Origin of the sequence: Sporocytophaga sp. (genome assembly GCF_017745095.1) — a bacterium.
Taxonomy (GTDB): Bacteria; Bacteroidota; Bacteroidia; order Cytophagales; family Cytophagaceae; genus Sporocytophaga.
The window spans coordinates 1-18,704 of the sequence record NZ_JAGHZZ010000038.1 but is presented as its reverse complement, the minus strand read 5'-3'; the positions used below and the strand labels follow the sequence as shown (position 1 = coordinate 18,704).

General features: G+C 37.2%; 14 protein-coding genes. 5 read left to right on the top strand and 9 right to left on the bottom strand.

What is annotated here, in order from left to right; genetic code table 11:
- Positions 1-96: 96 nt before the first annotated feature.
- Together J7604_RS25595 and J7604_RS25590 are read right to left on the bottom strand one after the other, a co-directional pair.
- Positions 97-2,700: a DUF4859 domain-containing protein gene (locus tag J7604_RS25595; protein ID WP_293902945.1), complete on the bottom strand. Its 2,604-nt coding sequence runs from the start codon at positions 2,698-2,700 to the stop codon at positions 97-99.
- Between the two features lie 395 nt (positions 2,701-3,095).
- On the bottom strand, positions 3,096-5,900 hold the full coding sequence (locus J7604_RS25590; RefSeq protein WP_293902942.1) for a DUF6055 domain-containing protein: 2,805 nt from the start codon (positions 5,898-5,900) through the stop codon (positions 3,096-3,098).
- 295 nt (positions 5,901-6,195) lie between these two features.
- Between J7604_RS25590 and J7604_RS25585 the strand changes: the two genes are divergently transcribed.
- Positions 6,196-6,663 carry a hypothetical protein gene (locus J7604_RS25585; RefSeq protein WP_293902939.1) on the top strand — a complete coding sequence of 156 codons (468 nt, stop codon included), beginning with the start codon at positions 6,196-6,198 and terminating at the stop codon, positions 6,661-6,663.
- 220 nt (positions 6,664-6,883) lie between these two features.
- Here the strand turns inward: J7604_RS25585 and rsgA are convergent, their stop codons facing one another.
- From rsgA to J7604_RS25565, 4 genes are all read right to left on the bottom strand, one after another.
- Positions 6,884-7,948, bottom strand: coding sequence for a ribosome small subunit-dependent GTPase A (rsgA, locus tag J7604_RS25580; protein WP_293902936.1), 1,065 nt, complete (start codon positions 7,946-7,948; stop codon positions 6,884-6,886).
- A gap of 452 nt (positions 7,949-8,400) precedes the next feature.
- Complete coding sequence (locus J7604_RS25575; RefSeq protein WP_293902933.1) at positions 8,401-8,559, bottom strand: hypothetical protein; 159 nt, start codon at positions 8,557-8,559, stop codon at positions 8,401-8,403.
- 447 nt (positions 8,560-9,006) lie between these two features.
- Positions 9,007-9,468, bottom strand: coding sequence for an MEKHLA domain-containing protein (locus J7604_RS25570; RefSeq protein WP_293902930.1), 462 nt, complete (start codon positions 9,466-9,468; stop codon positions 9,007-9,009).
- A 342-nt stretch (positions 9,469-9,810) separates the two neighbouring features.
- Entirely contained in the window at positions 9,811-11,682 is a 1,872-nt protein-coding gene (locus tag J7604_RS25565) for a T9SS type A sorting domain-containing protein (RefSeq protein WP_293902927.1), read from the bottom strand.
- Between the two features lie 784 nt (positions 11,683-12,466).
- Here J7604_RS25565 and J7604_RS25560 point away from each other — a divergent pair.
- From J7604_RS25560 to J7604_RS25550, 3 genes are all read left to right on the top strand, one after another.
- The gene (locus tag J7604_RS25560; protein WP_293902924.1) at positions 12,467-12,664 is read left to right on the top strand and encodes a hypothetical protein; all 198 of its coding nucleotides are present in this window, start codon (positions 12,467-12,469) and stop codon (positions 12,662-12,664) included.
- 669 nt (positions 12,665-13,333) lie between these two features.
- Positions 13,334-13,531 (top strand): hypothetical protein, encoded by a 198-nt coding sequence (locus J7604_RS25555; protein WP_293902921.1) that lies wholly within the window; start codon positions 13,334-13,336, stop codon positions 13,529-13,531.
- 149 nt (positions 13,532-13,680) lie between these two features.
- The gene (locus J7604_RS25550; RefSeq protein ID WP_293902917.1) at positions 13,681-14,175 is read left to right on the top strand and encodes a hypothetical protein; all 495 of its coding nucleotides are present in this window, start codon (positions 13,681-13,683) and stop codon (positions 14,173-14,175) included.
- A 113-nt stretch (positions 14,176-14,288) separates the two neighbouring features.
- On the opposite strand, the gene J7604_RS25545 is transcribed toward J7604_RS25550, so the two are convergent.
- Genes J7604_RS25545 through J7604_RS25535 form a run of 3 tightly spaced genes read right to left on the bottom strand, consistent with a single transcriptional unit; the run spans position 14,289 to position 17,606 of the window.
- Positions 14,289-15,881: a leucine-rich repeat domain-containing protein gene (locus J7604_RS25545; protein ID WP_293902914.1), complete on the bottom strand. Its 1,593-nt coding sequence runs from the start codon at positions 15,879-15,881 to the stop codon at positions 14,289-14,291.
- Between the two features lie 29 nt (positions 15,882-15,910).
- Positions 15,911-17,026, bottom strand: coding sequence for a hypothetical protein (locus tag J7604_RS25540; protein WP_293902911.1), 1,116 nt, complete (start codon positions 17,024-17,026; stop codon positions 15,911-15,913).
- Positions 17,013-17,606, bottom strand: coding sequence for a sigma-70 family RNA polymerase sigma factor (locus tag J7604_RS25535; RefSeq protein WP_293902908.1), 594 nt, complete (start codon positions 17,604-17,606; stop codon positions 17,013-17,015). Before J7604_RS25535 ends, J7604_RS25540 begins: the two co-directional genes overlap by 14 nt.
- 83 nt (positions 17,607-17,689) lie before the next feature.
- Here J7604_RS25535 and J7604_RS25530 point away from each other — a divergent pair, with 83 nt between their 5' ends.
- Positions 17,690-18,592, top strand: a complete 903-nt coding sequence (locus J7604_RS25530) for a type IX secretion system membrane protein PorP/SprF (protein WP_293902905.1) — start codon at positions 17,690-17,692, stop codon at positions 18,590-18,592.
- The last annotated feature ends 112 nt before the right edge of the window (positions 18,593-18,704 follow it).

Genomic DNA, 18,704 nt, shown 5'->3' with positions numbered 1-18,704 from the left:
TTTAATCAAAATTAGTTTCTGCATTGCAAATTGTATCGCTACTCGAATTGCAAATACGAATGCTTCTTATACTAAGAAGTATATCTTCAGTACAACCTATTCTTTCACAATTTTGTAAAACAAGTTTCCAGTCTTTACAATATAGATACCTGCTTTTAATTGCTCACCAAAAACTACAGACTCAGCATTTTTATATTCCATAAGCTTTTGTCCATCCAAAGAATAGACTGCAATATCTGAAGGTCTTATAAGCTCAACTTTGAAACTTTCATTACTTGGATTTGGATAGATAGTACCTTTAATCTCGCCATTAGCTTCGTCTAAGCCTGTAATCACCGACGTTATGGAGACATTGAAAACTAGAGTTATCTGCTTTACATCAGTAGCGCTTTTTGTATAGACCAGAGCTTGCCTGAATGTATAGGACTCGCCATACCTAACTTTACCAGGATAATGTCCTACATTAGCAATCAATTTGCTCATGTTCAGTTCAGAGTATACATAGGGCTGATCTCCGTATTCTGTTATTTCCCCTGATTTATTAAACCAGTGCCCTGGAGCATTGGCCGTTGAAACAGAATCTAAAGTACCATCAGAATTGACACCAAAGTATTTGATGGTTTTATTTGTAAAACCACTTGTAATTTGTGCTGCGGTCAGACCAAAAATCTGCCCCATTTGTGTTGAATTTAGTGGAACATTTGTTGGTGTATAATTGGTATTAGGTACTAACTCCACATTATAAGTAATAGTCTGGACAGGAATGGCAGTGAAAGTAGCTGTAATGGTTTTATTCGCTAACATGGTAATAGTAAGCGGGTTGGTTGTTCCCGTAGCATCTCCACTCCAGCCTGTGAATATATATCCTGTAGCAGGTTTTGCAGTAAGTGTCTGGATCGAACCTTGTGAATAATCGCCAGTAGCAAGATTTACCGTGCCCGCCCCTACTATGTTTGTGATAAGCTTATAAGTAGGTCCAGCTGTAAAAGTTGCCGTTACTTTTTTGTTAGCACTCATCACAATTTTCAGTGGATTGGCTGTACTGATAATATCACCAGACCAACCGGCAAAGGCATAGCCAGCTTTGGGGTAAGCGGTAATAATGGCAGTATCGCCCACCAGGTAACCGCTAACTTCTGGCGAGATGCTACCACCGTTTCCTACTATAGTTCCTGTAAAAGTTACTGTGTTCAGATTTCTTAGCTTAGCCGATTCATACCATTTGGTATTGATGCTAGCTGCGCCGGTCACTCCAGTTACCAGACCCAATCTGTAGTCAAATTTAGCAGTACGGGTGGCTTCACCCTTGTAGACATAATCGGTATTCGTTATAACTGCAATGACCACACCATTAGCCGGTGCTTCGTTAAGCTTCAGCGTGCAGTTTCCGCTGGATATGAATTCGCTGTAAACAGCTTTACCTGTTGTAGTTCTGTAAGCCAGCAAACAAGTCATGTTTGTCCCGATTGGTTGAAAATCGACTGTCACAGTATTTCCTGTAACTGTCAATGGAATCTGATTAGATCCAGACCAACCTGGCAATGTCAGAGGATCAGGGGTAAGTACATTTCCATTTCTTGTGGTGCTGGCATAAGGCGTTACTTTCCACGAAGGAGGTTGCATGTATGAAGGCTCCCACTCTACTCCGATGTTTGCACCAAAGTTTGCGTTTAACAGATCTATCGAAGCTTTAGTCCACTCACCGAGATCCATCAAAGCCATTTTAGCTCTGTATTCTGTGATCACTCGCCTCATCTGGGTTTCGCCTATTCCGCCAGCCAGTCCCTCTAATACACGGCCGGGGCAGTTTACCCAGATCCAAGGGATCGAACCATCACCCAGAATTTGTGCCAGTGCTGTTGGAAACATGCTACTGTACTGATGTCCTCCAAGGGCTCTGCGCCAGGTACACAGCTGTTGGTTGCTACTATTATATTTGTTAACACCTTCAGCACTGGGGCCGCCAAACGAACCGTCTACCAACCACCCAGAATAACATTCGATTGGCATAAATGGCGCCATGAAATCAGTAGCATTCAGGTTGCCCATCGAACCATAATTGCCACTTCTCCTTGCATCAGCAGTTTGCTGCAACCACACATTGCCACCTTCCTGGAACCAGGCCGATTGTTTCACGCCTGGCATATCAGCCAGAACAGCATGAATGCCTTCATGCACCATTGCTCCTTTCTGGAATTCATCATTGTACTTTGGATCAAACGATCGAATAGGAACATAAGAAGCCAACACCATCGGCCAACTTTGGCCTTGGTAGCCTATGGCACTTTGCCATCCACCTGTTGCGTTAGTATCGGCATTGTCCGTACACAATCCCGAACCATATAAATAGATCGCACTACGATATCCGCTTCTGGCGCGTTTATCGGCTGGCCACCCCATTACATTTCTGAAATAGGCAAAGTCTTCGTTCATTCTGATTAGCAAATTTTTGATTGCTAAATCAGAAATATCTTTTCGTCTATTGGGTCCCCATCTGAAGGTGAACCAACGATCGTTTATTTCTCCCACTACCTGCGGACAATCGTTCAGGTTTTTGGTAGGCTCTACAAAATTGGGGTTTTGCTCTTTAAAATTGTACCGCACATTGGGTGAATAAGCTGGCCATTTGTAGGGATCCCCTGTTTGGGCTATCAGCTGTGATGAGAGTAATATCAAAATGGGTATAATGAGTTTCTTCATATCTATGAATACTTAAATTAGTTTAAAGGATTATTTATTTAATTCCCGTATAAAAGCCACTAAACCTCATCCCTAACCTTCTCCTGAAGGAGATGGCTGTCAACTTAACAGAATCTTTTCTTTGTCATTCTGAGCCTGCGAAGAATCTGAGCTTTCAAAATGAATAAAATTAAGCTATCCGGCAGAATGGTAATTTTAATAATAAATTTTTTGTGACTATCAGATCCCTCGCAGGGCTCAGGATGACCAAATATCCTATTGTTGTTTACAAAACAATGTTAAGTTGACGGCTATGTCCTGAAGGAGAAGGGGAACTGTCGGCGATAACAATGTTTGAATTATAACTGATATAACTAATAACATACACCCTAGGGTGAGGGCTTGATGCTTTTACATTACTCCTTCAGGATTTTGTAAAAAGTATTTCCGGTTTTCACGAAATAGACTCCCGCTTTTAAATGCTCGCCAAATACAACTGAATCTACATTTTTATACTCCAGAAGTTGTTGACCATCTAATGAATAGATTTCAATATTTGAAGGTTTACTAAGCTTTACTATGAAACTTTCTTTACTTGGATTTGGATAGATGATACCTTTAACCACGCCATTAGCTTCGTCCAGGCCTGTAATCACCACCTTTATAGAAATATTGAAGATGAGCGTTACCTGCCTGATATCATTAGCACTTTTGGTATAAACAAGTGCTTGCTTGAATGTATAAGATTCGCCATCCATCACTTTGGCGGGATATTGTCCTATATTCGCAACCAGTTTGCTCATGTCCAATTCAGAATATAAATATGGCGTGGCGCCGTAGGTAGTTATTCCTCCTGTTTTATTAAACCAATGCCCAGGTGCGTTGGCGGTAGAAACTGAGTCAAGGCTACCATCAGTATTGACACCAAAATATTTAATGGTTTTATTCGTAAATCCACTGGTAATTTGTGCAGCCGTTAGCCCAAATATCTGTCCGATCTGTGTTGAGTTTAAAGGGACAATTGTTGGTGTATAATCAGACATTGGCTGCATCTCAACAGTATAGGTAATGGTTTGGATCGGTATTGCGGTGAAAATGGCAGTAATGGTTTTATTAGCATCCATTTTTACCGAAAGAGGGTTAGTTGCCCCAGTAGCATTGCCACTCCAGCCAGTGAACAAATATCCGGAAGCAGGTTTTGCTGTTAGTCCTACTGTTGTGCCTTCATCATAAGTTCCAGAAGTTGGAGTTACAGTACCCGAACCAACAACAGAAACTGAAAGTGTATAGGTTTTTACTGCTACAGTCGTACAAGCGGGAGTTGTAGCAAATGCCATTTGGTTTGCAATGAAATTAGTAAAGCTTGCATTGATGTCAACATTGGAAGCATCTGTTGCTCCTTTGCCATCACACTCGGTACGTCCATTTCTCCAATAAGCCGGTTGTAAATAAACTCCATTAGTAGAGCATGATCCAACCTCTGCATCTCCTCCCACAATCACATTGTTGCCATAAGTAGCAGCCCAAACCATTGCATTGCCTTTTACCTGAGCGGTATTCGTTACAGTACCACCTTCCATCCATGCATTACCTGAAATGACTGCATCTCCGGAAATGGTTGCATTGTATATAGCAGCGTTATCTTTCACTACTGCATTACCACTTACATTTCCACCTTCAACAGTAGCAAAGCCTTCTATTCTTGCATTGCCGGAAACTGTACCACCTAAAACCATCGCATAAGGGCCAACATATGCTGTAGAGGCTACATTTGCATTGTTTGAGATCCAACCTCCTCCATTTGAGTGAAGCTTCCCATTTGTTTTTCTCCATTTTCTAAAATCTGCTGCAGCCTGATAACCTTCAGGTACAGCATTGGCAATTTTAAGCTCATAAGGATATCTTCTGTATTTTGGATAACCAACATCCATGTTATAGTTAGAATGTATTTTAGGAGCTGAAAATACAACCAGGTAAATGTTTGTTTCACTCGCAGTGTTTAGATTAAAAGAAGCCTCACCATCTGCGCTGGAATACATAGGACTATACCGTGAAACTGTTCCATCCGTCTTAGTCGTCACAAATCCATATCTCCAGCCTGCGTAAGTCGGATTCACTTCTGTATGTCCTTTGAATTTGACAGAAACAGCTTTATCCATTCCGCTACAAGTAGGATAAAGAGGAATGATATTCATACCATAATCCTGAGGCGCCCAATTCTCATTCACAAAAAAATGATCTGATGACCCTTGCACCTTATCCAGCAAGGTGTATTGACGACTTGTATATCTCGGAAGACTGTTTTTGATTATCTGATAGGTTTGTCTTATTACCTTACCAAAGTTACTATTCTGATTGACTGTACTATTCCATTGAATAGGATAATCAAATGTCACATCTCTTGATGCATAGTTGTACAAATAGTCGTTGAGTTGCTCTTGCGTGAATCCCTTCAGGCGTTTTAAGGTTTCCAGTGGATGTTCCTGATTTTTGGATTCAGCCCAAAGCCTTCTGGTCATTTCAAAACCATCTGTTTGTTGAACGTAAAATAAAAGATTGTAATTGGTATAATGATGGCGATTGGAAGACCACATAAGATGTCTGGTCTGTATCCAGCGAGTCAAAGTACCATCAATGTTAGCCCACTTTTGATATACCTGTGCACGCATAAAATTTGCATGACCTTCAAAAAATGGACCTGCCCAATCGTATCCGGCAAAGGCGGTTCCATTTCCTGGGTTTTCCTGGATCCTCATCATCATTTGCAATGCATGAGCATATTCATGACTGATAGCTCCCCCATCTTTAACAGCAGAAGGATGCACGAACATTGCACCTATTGTATTGCTATAGCTGCTGGCATGAGCAAAACCAGTAGTGCGGTCATCACCACCGGAAAAAGTTCCTAATATAATGACAGGTGTCTTGTATTTGCCGAAATTGGTGGTCGGTGCATTATTGATAAATTTTAAGTCAGTAATAAATCGGTTAAAGATAAATTCAAATGTATCAGCAACGGCCACCGGGTTAAACCTCAAACTCGCGTCTGAAGCAGTTTGCGGATTGGTACCTACTAAATCTCCCCAATAGAGTACAAAATTTTTTGATTCATACATCCTATTGGAAGCCATTCGGCCATAGTATTCGTGAGTGGAATTGCTCCATTCCGTAGGCGTGAAAACTGTTTTTTGAGCATATAGCAGCTGGAGACTGGTCCACATGAAAAATAAACAGAGTAACGTTTTTCTCATATAAATGAATTGTGTTAAGAAATTTGATTTTATCTATTGATTAAAAACACGGATTCATTCATGTTCTTGAATTAGATCATAGCTCCTGTTTTTTGTACTTAGCAATTGGGAAAAGTTAGAAGTAACGAAATTTTGAAAAAAATTTAGAGGGAGGGCAAAATCCTTCTTTTGTTGATTTTGAAATTACTGGTAAATTGTAGTGAGGAAGGAAATTATACAAGGGTAATAATGCTCAAAGACAATCCATCTTAATAATTTTAATAGTATGACATTTTTTAAATGGTTGAAAAGAAAACATAGACTTGCGAAACGTAAAAAAAAGTTGGAGGAAAGATATACGTCAGATTTAACTTGGAGAGAATTTTCTAGCGCACAACTTTCTAAATTAAATCCCTTAATTGATTTTGACTACGTAGATAATATTTATGAAATTGGCTGGTGCAATGGGCATGATAAGTTCGTCAACAAAATTAAAAATCTCATTCAGGACAACAGACTAAGTAGAATCGCTGACTTAAACGAAACCATTGAAGAAGGACAAGACGAAATGGGTTATGTTCCAATTGGCGACTATCTAAAGACTTATATATGGACAATGAAAAACGGACAGTCATTTATTCAATTAATAAAAGGCTCATTTGACAAAAAAGAAGAAGAAATAAAATTCCAACAATATATTGACAGAGTTGATATCAAAAATATAGATAAGAGAAAATTAATCTATCCCATTTGATTTCAATAAAAAGCACAACCTCCGCACCATGACCTGTCAAGGGACTAGCCACCAATGAACTTCATAAGTATATTTAAACGAATATTAAAATAACTTTCTGACATAAGCCAATAATTGAATTTACAGCAGGAAAACTAACAAGAGAAGTAAAAGAATATCAAAAAGTTTTTACTTAAAATAGCCGCTCTTCGCGGCTATTTTTATAATTTAATTCGGACGGTCAAGACTTATATTTTTTCCGGTAGTTATTAGCCTCCCGCACTATTTTTCCCATCTGCTTATCCATACGCTTTTTATCTGCAGCGTTGACCTCAAACCGGTTCTGTTCTTTCAACAGTTTTAGATAACTTTCATAAACATGTTTATCAAGCGTTCCGTTTATGATAGCAGCAGTAACCGCACATCCCTTTTCATGGATGTGTTTGCAATCAGCGAAACGACATTGTGATGCAAGTTCATGAATTACCGGAAATAACTCTGATTCATCTTTTCCTCCTTCAGAAGTAACCCCAAATTCACGCATTCCTGGTGTGTCAATTACCAGGCTATCATTAGATAACCGATACAAACTACGAGCAGTGGTAGTATGTTTGCCTTTCTGAGTCGATTGGCTGGTTTCCTGAGTGATTTGTATAGATCTATCAGAAAATGAATTCAATAAGGAGCTTTTACCCGCTCCGGATGATCCTATCAGAATATACGTTTTGAAGGGTTTGAGCACTTCATGCTTAATTGCTTCCAATCCGTATCCGGTATAGGTGCTGCAGAGATAAACCGGCGAATCTCTTTGAAGTTTCTCTATTTCTGCTTTAAACTCTTCAGGACGATCAACCAGATCCGTTTTATTGAGAATCACAATTGCTTTGATTCCACACGCTGCGATCTGAACCAGATACCTTTCCAGCCGCATCAAATTAAAGTCCCGATCAAGCCCTTGCACAATCAATGCATAATCGATATTGCTTGCAAGAATCTGTTTTTCAGTTTTTGTTCCCGAGGTTTTTCTGAATAAAGCATTGACTCTCTGAAAAACTTCTATAATATATCCCGTGGGATCATAATCCATATAAAATACCCAGTCACCTACTTTGGGTAACTCATCCTGGGAGTTCGAGTATAACAGTTTTCCGGATAGTTCAGCCTCGGTTTCACCCTTTTCTGTTATGAGATAGTATTTGAATCCCTGAATGGAAATAACACGTCCTACGGAAAAATCTTTTTTAGTTTGCTGATCAAGATATTGTTGTTGAAAATTAGCCCAGCCGTATTTTTTTAGCATTGCCATAATAATAATGAGTTTCAGGTGTGGGATAAATTAAACCACACGACTTTAATAAGAATTTGGAAATTAATAGAAATGATTATTTACAGACCCAGGCAGGAAATTAAATTCAGTGGGTCTGCAATCAGGCAATTGCTACGGCTGATGAAGGGCGATATGTAACTTGTAAAGTTGTCATATTGATTGTATCAAATTTAGAAAAAAAATCGTTAGCCAACAACATGAAAACATTGTTTTTTTAATGCAGTTTTTAAAACGGGATAGGATTTCCTTTCCAGCCTCCTCTGCCGGTGCCTTCAACTCAGCAACCAGCTTAGTGATGAGACAAGTAAAAAAATAGTTTTCCCTGCTATATAAAGAGAAGTAATAATAGAAAAAGAGAACAACAGCAACAAAATATTCCAGCAATAGTCTTGCTGTTGCTCAAACTGTTGCTAATTTACTTTAATTAAGAATTATGTAATTCTAAACTTGATTAAGTTGACACCTATTGCCTTCACCGGACGGAATCTTTCCAACTGTTCTGCATTAAATGATATTGGGTTATTTTTTATATTGGTCATTCTTCCTACATCGTGGCCTCTCCCATGACAGACCACTATTTTCCATCCCATATAATGATTTAATATTCCAAATTCATTTATTCCATTTTCGTAAAAGGTAGCTGACGACCATTTATAATCTTTCTGGACTTTTCACAAGGTTCTATATATCCAAGAGAGTGTCCTGTCATGGGTAGGCCAAGTATGAGCAATTGGAAAAAGTTAGAAGTAACAAAATTTTGAAAAAAATTTAGAGGGTGGGCAAATTCTCCTTTTGTTGATTTTGAAATTACGGGTAAATTGTGGAGAGAAATAAAATATAGATGCGCCCTCCCCACTGACAGACTCCAATTCTCCTTCCACTAAAATCTTTCCGTATAATGAATAATATTCCAAATTCATTAAAAGTTAGCTGCCCGCCCATTTATGATCTTCTGGATTTTTTACAAGATTCCATATATCAGAGTGGCGTGTCAAAGGCCAGGCCAGGGATGAAGGAAACAGCAGAGGAAAGAAGCCTTAAACAAATTCCCAATCATTATAAATAGCGCACTGGCCTTCATATTCTCCACCTTCTCCCAGAAGGTTGAATAATACCACATTTTTTATATAAAATTTCTTTCCGGAACAACTTTCTCTCAGCGCTTTTTCTGTAAAGGTTATCCCCTTTTCCTGACCTTCTTTGATAAGTTCCAATCGTTGCGCCGTTTCATTAGTACCAGCCGACCTCCTTGAAGGTAATTTAATCATCTCATCCCAGGTATACTCCCATAATTCCTGTGCTTTCAGATTTACATAATTGTAAATAGGATCAGCTTGGGTTCCATGTGATAATATTACAAATGGTGCATTATACATTTTTTCTGATAACTCTGATTCATGAAGCTTTTCTTCAAACAACTCTTTGCCTGTCCAGAATTTATAATTCTTTGCTATCAGTTTACAATGCTTTACCGTATCAGGATTCATCCATATTTTCATTACAATATATATTTTAATTTTATTAACGATTTTTTACCAATGGTATGATCATATGTGTCAATGATACATCCGGCTCTCACACCAATCGAGGCTGGAAATATAAGCTCAAATTTTCTTCGAATCTCTGCACCGTGGCATACCCCTTGACAGTTTTCCTTTCACTAAAACCTTTCCATCTAAAGAGTTAATATTCCCAATTTAATTATTCTATTTTCATAAAAGTTAGCTGACGACCATTTACAATCTTCCGAAGTTTTTACAAGAGTCCACATATCAGAATGGCCTGTCAGGGACAGGCCATGGATGAAAAGTTCTGACTTTATATTTAGAATTTTGCTTGTATCAATCTTTAATGAACTTGGTATTATTCTCACCAATTCTTAAGATATACTGTCCTACTGGCAATTTATCCACACTTAAGTGATTGTCATTAATGAAGCCTTTTTGCACGATGGTCCCCATGATATTCAGAATAACATATGATCCGTTGTCAGATACGTGTAGGTCAGATGAAGTAGGAACTGGTGCAATAGTGAGAGTTTTAGTTGCATTCACCACCTTTTCTATAGATGATACAATGGTGGATTCATTTCTGTATTCGTAGAATGTACCGTCTGCTCTTCCCATTATCAAATCCTGATCTCCATCCTTGTCTAAATCAACAAAGGCAGGGGCTGCTTCATAATCGTGGTTGCTTTGGTTATGAAACTCAAAAGGATTATCTAAGCCTGACAAGAGCGTAAACCCGCTTTGGTCATTTCTATAGTAGTACAATTTGCCAAAAAAATCTCCCATAAGAATATCCATGTCACCGTCCTTGTCAAGATCGGAGGCCGCGACTGCACTTGAGTGGCTCCCTACTTTAACTCCGTAAAAAGGATTGTCTACTCCGGTTTTCTTTGTGAAAGTCATATTATCATTTTCCAGATAAATGATATCTCCCTGCAAGTTACCACAGAGTACGTCCATGTCATTATCATTGTCCCAATCGATAAATAAAGGTTTTGTTGCTTTGTCTAAAAATATACCATCAAAAGGGTTAGCATTGGCGGTTTGTTCTATAAACACACCATTTTCATTTTTAAAATACCTTGATATATAATCGTCATCTCCAGTCATTATATCTAAATCATTATCTCCATCCAGGTCGGCAAATGTTGCAGCACTGTTACTGGCAACAGTTATAGTAACAAAGGGATTGTTTTGACCTAGCATTTCGTAGTATACTCCGTCATTATTTTGGTAGTACTTAAAACTTCCGTTCAGATTTCCACTGATCATGTCTAAATCATTATCACCATCAATATCCGCAAAAGTCGGGGTCGACACATTTATGGCATCAAAACCGTACAGGGGGTTCTCTCGAATGACGCTAACAAAGGTGCCGTTATCATTACGGAATAGTTCAAAATGGTTTGTTCCATTACCGCTTATCAAGTCCATGTCTGAATCTCCATCGATGTCAAAAAAGAAAGGTGTAGAGTAAGAGTCTACACTAAGACCAGAAAAAGGGTTTGCAGCATCCTCTGCTTTCTCGTAGGTTCCTTTATTATTTAAGAATACATTAAACTTACCATCTTTATCACCACTGACTAAATCAAGGTCGTTATCTCCGTCCACATCGTAAAATTCAGGAGAAGAGTATCCACTTACATAAATGTTTTCGAGAGGATTTTGTCCGCTAATTGCTTTTTGAATAAAAACCCCATCTTCATTTTCAGCATATTCAAAGGAACCTGACGGCTCACCTGCGACCATATCAAGATCACCATCTTCATCCAAATCTACGAATTCAGGATGATACAATGAACCAAAGAAAAAAGGACTCTCATCACCTGTTCTATAGTAGTAAGCATTACCTATTCGCTCGTAATATTTTAGAGTATTTGAACTTGAAGATCCAAAGCCAAGAACCATATCCATGTCGTTATCATTGTCTGCATCAATGAAAGCCGGGGATGTAAATATGCCGGCATTGATTGTATCCAGTATATTTTCTTTACCAACTACTTCAGTAAAATAACCTCCGGTATTTCTGAAAAAGTGTAGGTTTCCTTCGACGTCACCGCTGACAAAGTCTGTGTCTCCGTCTTCGTCTAAATCTACACCCACCAATCTACCTATTCTATCCACTGCAATTGGTAATGGTATTATTCTGTCTTTGCGTGACACTTCTTTGAATAGAATTTGACCGAAAGAACTATTTGAGGCCATTAGCCATAAAAAAATTAATATCGGCGTTTTAAAAAGGCTAATTTTTTTTGACGAATTAGTGTTTTGAAATATATTCATATTGGTTTTAGGTATTATGGTACTATAAAAAACTATCTTACAAAAGTTGTTATTAAAAGATGTTATCAAAAGTAGCAAAATATTATTATTAATGCCAACGCCCGTCAGTGGAGAAAATTTACTAAACGAAGTACCCAAATTAGCTGCTATAATTTAAATTAAATTTTTGGCCACAAGAATTCCGCAGGAATTTGGTGGACTTTGCTTGAGATTAATTCTGGCCAAACAATCTACCTGCTATTAATTTATTTGCCATATTGCACTATACCACTAATGCAGTAGAGGTTCCTATAAACTAATTAGTGTCTGCTTAAAAACTCAGACTACTCCGTGGCCAATCTCCTGACAGGCCACATTTATCCTTCCACTAAAACCTTTCCATATAATGAGTTTGTATTCCAATTCATTTATTCCACTTTCGTAAAAAGATGTCTGACGACCATTTATAATCTTCAGGATTTTTTACAAAAGCCCATATTCAGAGTGTTTTTTTCAAAAAGCTCCCCAAGATTCCTCTGTGGGGCCCCACGCAAATTCCAGAAGTTCCCACGGAAAGTTCGTTGGAACATACAGAACTCCCGTGGTATTTTTTTAATCTTCGAATGGTCCCACAGAGGATCTGAAGCCTCCCACGGAACGTTCGGGTTCCCCCACGGAGGTTTAGTAGTATCCCTCGAAGATTCCGTGGAAGTAATCTAAGGCCCGTATGAGCCCACAGCACTTCCGTGGGGCTCCACAGAAGAATTGTTTAGAAGCTTTAGATAATATATGTCAGAAGAAAGGTCTTAAGGGTTTCACAGAAGTTTCGGGAGGAGCTATTAAGAAGTTGTGGGGGCTTGAACAGCCCCTTCCCGGGCGTTGTCTGCACCATAGCCGTCAACTTAGTGGACAAGTAAAAAAATAGTTTTCCCTGCTATATAAAAGAGAAGTAATAATGGAAAAAGAGAGCAACAGTTTGAGCAACAGCAACAAAATATTCCAGAAATAGTCTTGCTGTTGCTCAAACTGTTGCTAATTTACTTTAATTAAGAACTATGTAATTCTAAACTTGCTTAAGTTGACGGCTATGGTGTCTGCACCAGACGGAATCTCTCCAAATGTGCTGCACTAAATGATACTGGGGTTACTTTTTTATTCGTCATTCCTCCTACAACGTGGCCTGTCTTGGTTTAGTAAATTTTCTATCTTTAAATCCAGCTACAAACTCATAGAGTATCATTATTGAACGTTTACGTGAATGACATCTAAAACCAAATATTTAATCATCTTAATTTCAGTTATTGGACTTATACTTCTAATATTTAATTATATTAAATGGATGAATTGGGAAGGAGAATATCTTCTGATTGCAAAGATTTTATATTTAATCGGATTTATAAGTTTTGTTATCTTTTCCTTGGCAAAAGCTTGGCGAAAGATATTGACAAAAATAATGTTGCTTACTTTTTCAATTTCATTAACAATTAATGTTTACTTATCATATACCTATTATGAGCGTGAAAAATCGATAGCAATAATGACTAAATATGAACGTGCGAATTGAGATCAACTTAAAGAATTTTTTGCAACTGATTTGAAAAATGAAGAATTAAAATACTTTCAGTATGGAATGGGAGTTGATAGTGAATTGTACGAATATCTAAAATCAAAATACGGAATTAAATCTTTTGGAATGGGTTGTTTGAAAATATCAACCATTGATTGTTATAATGATTTAGTGAATCATTATTTGATTGAAAAACATAATGATTCAATTGTTGATGGTAGATGAAAACATTGGGTAACAAAGTTGCCTGTCTGGAGAAAAGCCACAGATGAAGTACTGTAAACTAACCTGCCGAAACTTTGTTTCGGCTATTAATTTAGGCTTCCTAACAATTAATCTCTACGAATAGCAAGAATATTATAGGACAATTTAGTATGGTAAATTTTTATAGATTCCTAAAGAAATTTTTAAAAACCAAATCTTTATCTGGACAATCAAATAATGATCAAATAAATCAAGCTGGATTTAACTTAAAGGATAAACTTTATAATCTAGAAACAATAAAAAAACATTTCGATAAACTTAATTTATATTCATATTTTGACATTGAGATTATTCAGGATGATAATGAATTACAGTTAGATGAAATTGAATATGGAATAGTCTCAGGATTTGCAATTTGGAGTGGCCCTGCATATGCATTATCAAATCATATTCTGAATCTCATAAAGCACTCAAATAAACCTAAAATCAGACTAATAATAATCGACACAGATTATATTAGCATTGAATTACAAAAAAAGATATTTGAAACCGTTATGCATGGATATTTTGAAAGTTGCTTGATAATTAATGGCGAAATAAATAAAAGGTATAAAAGAGCTCCTGATATAGAACCATTTATTAACGCAGTAAATAAAAGTAGATAAGATAAAAACTGTGTATAACAAAAGGTACACACAAAGCCGGGTTAGTTGAAAGGATTCTGAAGTATTCTGAAGTTTATAAAATTCCATCCGAAAACTTTGTTGCAAGAATAAAATCAATAAACAACCGACAAATGAAATTTCTCCTCCCCATTATTAATTTCAATAGTATAATAACCTGTTTGAATAATTGAATTATCCTTTAATCGACCATCCCATTCCAGAGGGATTGATAGTTCCTGAATAATCTGGCCCCATTTATTAAATACCTTTGCCCTGCCTTGTTGAGTGAAATAATAAGTATCACTGATGCCGTCATTATTTGGAGAAAAAAATGCCTCCTTACAGGCTTCTATAGGAAGAATTATTTTATCGTCTATCAGCTTTATGCATCGATCACCAGCTTTGGCATATAAGCGGTATTCAGGATTATTCAGATTATTAAAAATTCCATCCGTTGAGCTTAACTGAATTTTGGTAGATTTACTTTCAAGTATATAAGACAAATTATTTCTTGGCTGTACGCCCGGATATACTTTTATAGATCCAGGTTTTACACAGGTAGCACCGGTAACTTCTTTACTTATTTGAGAAGGGATAAGGCAGTCTGAAACGGTTACATTTTTTACCTCAGAAGTAATGGTCAGTTCAGGAAAATCAGGATGACTAAGAGTGAAATAATAAGCGCCACTTTGGCTTATGCTAGCATTGGGAAAGGATAATGTATCTGCATTTCCGGTCCAGATCCGGTTGTTGTTATAATACCAGGAGTAATTGACACCTGCTATCTGATTGGCGATCCCTGTTTTTAAACTGATGGTATCGTATTCCAGGTAATTGGAAGATAAAGGATTGGAGAATGTTTTCTGAGGTGCTATTTTATAAATGTCTCTAAACGTTGGAGTATTCAATAAAGGTGTAAAATTTTCATAACTCAGATAATTATTGAACAATCCTACCTTTTCAAGATTTGGCAGACTATTCATAGATGCAAATGATTCAAGCGCGTTATCATTGGCAAATATGCTTTTCAATTGCTGGTTTGCACTAAGGTCTGGTAATGTTTTGAGATTATTAAAGCCTATGTTTAAAATTTTCAAACTAGTGAGATTACTTATAACTGGTGCCTCATTTAATCCGCAGTAATAAAGATGTAACTCTTCCAGTTTTATTAATGGAGGTAGTTTTGGAACAACCTTAATATTGATATTACCTGCCAGATTTAAATAAGTTAAATTCTGTTGATTGCTCAGATTAAGAAAAGAAGAAAGATTGTTCTGACTAAGATTCAAATACATTAAAGAGCTTGGTGCAGGCAGGTTTGGAGCATTAGACAAAGCATTATTACTTGCATCTATTGATTTCAGATTGTTGAAATTACTTAGATCCGGAAGCTGAGTGATTTTATTTTCATTGATAGTAATCTCCTCCAGTTTGGTTAATCCTGATATTTCTTCAAGCGATGACAGTTGGTTATGGGTAAGACTCAGACGTTTGGTATTGGTGAAATATTGTATTCCGTCGACATTGTTCATTTTATAATTGATACAAATGATATCACGTGTAAAATTTGCTGCCACATTAATATCTAACTCCTTCTGACTGTTTACCAAAGTCTGATCCAGATCAGTGAGACATTGTCTGAACCCATCATCTTTGATATAGTAGGTCTGAGCTAAGCCTGTTAGCGGTACTATTAGTATCAACAAACAATAAGCTATATGTTTATTTAAAGAACTCATAATGTAATTGTCACACTTCCTTTTAAAACTTCTCCATCTTCATACTCAATCACAAATATAAAATATCCTGCTTCCAATCGTTCATATTTATCTATCCCGTTCCAGGTGGTAGCTGTATTTCGTTTTAAATCCATTTGATAAATTGGAATTCCGGACTTTGTGTAGATGGTCAATTTCCCTGCTTTATCAGTCACCGGAATATTCCAGACTTCTCCAAAAGACGGATTAAAATAATCGTTGATCGGGCAGCTTATTTCGCTTACTTGCGCCGTAAAACGCTGTTCACAGCTTTTGCTATCTGTTATGACCAACTCATAATTTCCGGCTTTAAGCCCTGAATTGCTATAAACCTCTCTCCCGTTTAAAAACAGATTTTGAGTATATGGTTTGGTACCTCCAGAAATGTTGATTGCTTCAATCTTACCATTTGTACTGCCAATGCATGCCGGTGTGGTACTGATTTTCGTTTTCAGCTGCACCAGACCACATGGTTGGGTATTTTCATCTTTGACTTTTGCATCAGATCCGCTTATAACTTTTGAATCCTCGGATTTGGAATCCTCCAGTTTGATAGATGCATTGTCAACAGTCGGTTTAGGCTGTATCGTATCTACTACAACATGATAGCTTTCAGCATTTGGATTACCTGAATTATCGCTTTTTAAAATTTTATTATTCTCGGAATGAGCATTCGGTAATTCAGGATTTGTTTTCTTTTCCAAATCAGACTTCCCCAAAGCGCTATTCGATATTACTTCTGGGGCTATCCCAGGGCTTTCTACAGATTGTATAGATACCTTGTCTTCTTTTTTATTATATTGAAGAATACCTATTGTGACTAAAATCAAAGTAAGAAGAGAGATGCCAATTATACCCTTTTTAATATACTGATTTTTTTGCCCTATTCTTGCTTCTTCCTGTTTCGCTAAATCTTTGATAGTAAGCAGTCTGTTCTTAAAAACCAGTTTTTGAAGAAAGCGCGCATTTTCAACCTTCTCAGCGAGTTCCGGGTCATGTAGCAATGCCGCTTCAAATTCCTGAAGTTCTGCACCTTGCAGGTTTCCTTTGACAAAGGCATCAAGATTGTTATATATGTCTTTAGGATAACTCATTAAGTAATCGGCTTTTTATTTCCGGTTTTTGTTCCAACTCAAGATCCAATTTGTCTTTGCATCGTTTCAACTGCATTTTGGCAGCATTTACGGTTGAAAATCCCATTCTCAAAGCTATATCTTCCATCAGCATATTGTAGAATATGTCATATGTCAGCAGTTCTATACATTTTTCACCTATTCCAGAAAAGATAGATCTGATCAGACTTTCGCCTTTATTAGTTTCATCCACCAGTTGAAAATCAGGATCAGAAACGGACTCATCAAGCGTTTCATCGTAGTTCTCAACGGATTTAAATCGTTTGTTTCTCTTTAATTTATTCAACCATCTGTTTTTTGAAAGAGTGAATAAATATCCATTGATGGTGTACTTTTCTTCATCGTACTTTCCACTCATAATCTGCGAGTAAAGGTACATAATGGAGTCCTGAAATACATCTGAAGCATCATCACCAATTCCACCGTGCGACACTACATATTTTTTTACTTTCGGGAAAATTGTTTTATATAGCAGGGAAATTACCTGTTGATCCTGACCGGCCCTAATCAAATGAGGTATCTCTTTTTCTGTTATTTTCATCTGCAATATTGAAACATCTCAGGCTTTGAAATAGTAACGAAAGTCAGAAAAAATAATGTGTAATTTAATTTTTATATCAGTAAATGGCTCGTAGTGTATGGGTTTGGGGGATTTTATTTGTGAAATTTGTAACATGCAAAGCACAAGTAGCTCCTTTATATCCTGATATCCCAGCTACTTACTCTTTTAACATTCCTTTGGTTACACCTGCATATATACCTCTCGAAGGTAAATATATACTGGGTAGCATTTATAAATTTAAACTTAAAGAATCCAATCTTGCCATTTTTGATGTGAATGCCGCCATCGTCTTTGACGGTAAAAGTCAGAACAAACAATTGATCCGGTTAAATTTTTCCAACGAAAAAGAAGGTCCGTATATCAGCACATCCCGGGCTTCTGCAAACTACGCCTATAAATTAGCGCTGACGAATGATCTCAATATGACAGCCGGAATATCTCTAGGATTTGTGAACAGAATATACATGACACCTTCTTCATCAAATCAGGGTAGTTTTTTTCTTCCTGATGGAAATATCGGATTAACTATAAACTACAGAGAATTGAAAATAGGAAGTGCAGTGATGCAGTTCCCCAATTCTAAAGAAACTCCATCACAGTCGACTCAACAGGCGAAACGTTTCTACCATATGTATGGTATGTACAAACATGATATAAGCCCCGACTGGTCACTCAAAGAATATTTGCTGGTAAGAGTTTTGCCTGAGGTAACTACTCAGCTTATAGGCGGCTTCAACATCATATTTCAAGACTTGTATGAGGCAGGCTTTGTGTATTATCAAAGACGCGGTATAACTTTTCAATTAGTCTATGGACTTCCCAGTGAAAAATACCCTTTGGCACTCAGTATGGCTTATAACTCTTCTATATTTACTCAAAGTCCACTCTGGGTTGATTCTTTTGAACTTGGTTTGATGTTACGAATCAATAAACAGGATGGAAATGTGACGATTGGGAATGACTAGAAAATAGTCTGAATCAGGATTACAAGATTAAAGGAATTACAGGATTAAATAATAAAAGAGGCTGGTATCTTGTATCATGGCCTATTGTAACCTTCCCATTATTAGGACAGCT

What these genes read in the sequence shown, in the direction of transcription:
- J7604_RS25560 (WP_293902924.1), top strand. Translation starts at nt 12,467, where the DNA reads ATGAGCCCACAGCACTTCCGTGGGGCTCCACAGAAGAATTGTTTAGAA.
- J7604_RS25535 (WP_293902908.1), bottom strand. Translation starts at nt 17,606, where the DNA reads ATGAAAATAACAGAAAAAGAGATACCTCATTTGATTAGGGCCGGTCAG.
- rsgA (WP_293902936.1), bottom strand. Translation starts at nt 7,948, where the DNA reads ATGGCAATGCTAAAAAAATACGGCTGGGCTAATTTTCAACAACAATAT.
- J7604_RS25570 (WP_293902930.1), bottom strand. Translation starts at nt 9,468, where the DNA reads ATGAAAATATGGATGAATCCTGATACGGTAAAGCATTGTAAACTGATA.
- J7604_RS25575 (WP_293902933.1), bottom strand. Translation starts at nt 8,559, where the DNA reads ATGGGATGGAAAATAGTGGTCTGTCATGGGAGAGGCCACGATGTAGGA.
- J7604_RS25595 (WP_293902945.1), bottom strand. Translation starts at nt 2,700, where the DNA reads ATGAAGAAACTCATTATACCCATTTTGATATTACTCTCATCACAGCTG.
- J7604_RS25550 (WP_293902917.1), top strand. Translation starts at nt 13,681, where the DNA reads ATGGTAAATTTTTATAGATTCCTAAAGAAATTTTTAAAAACCAAATCT.
- J7604_RS25565 (WP_293902927.1), bottom strand. Translation starts at nt 11,682, where the DNA reads ATGGCCTCAAATAGTTCTTTCGGTCAAATTCTATTCAAAGAAGTGTCA.
- J7604_RS25530 (WP_293902905.1), top strand. Translation starts at nt 17,690, where the DNA reads ATGGCTCGTAGTGTATGGGTTTGGGGGATTTTATTTGTGAAATTTGTA.
- J7604_RS25585 (WP_293902939.1), top strand. Translation starts at nt 6,196, where the DNA reads ATGACATTTTTTAAATGGTTGAAAAGAAAACATAGACTTGCGAAACGT.
- J7604_RS25540 (WP_293902911.1), bottom strand. Translation starts at nt 17,026, where the DNA reads ATGAGTTATCCTAAAGACATATATAACAATCTTGATGCCTTTGTCAAA.
- J7604_RS25590 (WP_293902942.1), bottom strand. Translation starts at nt 5,900, where the DNA reads ATGTGGACCAGTCTCCAGCTGCTATATGCTCAAAAAACAGTTTTCACG.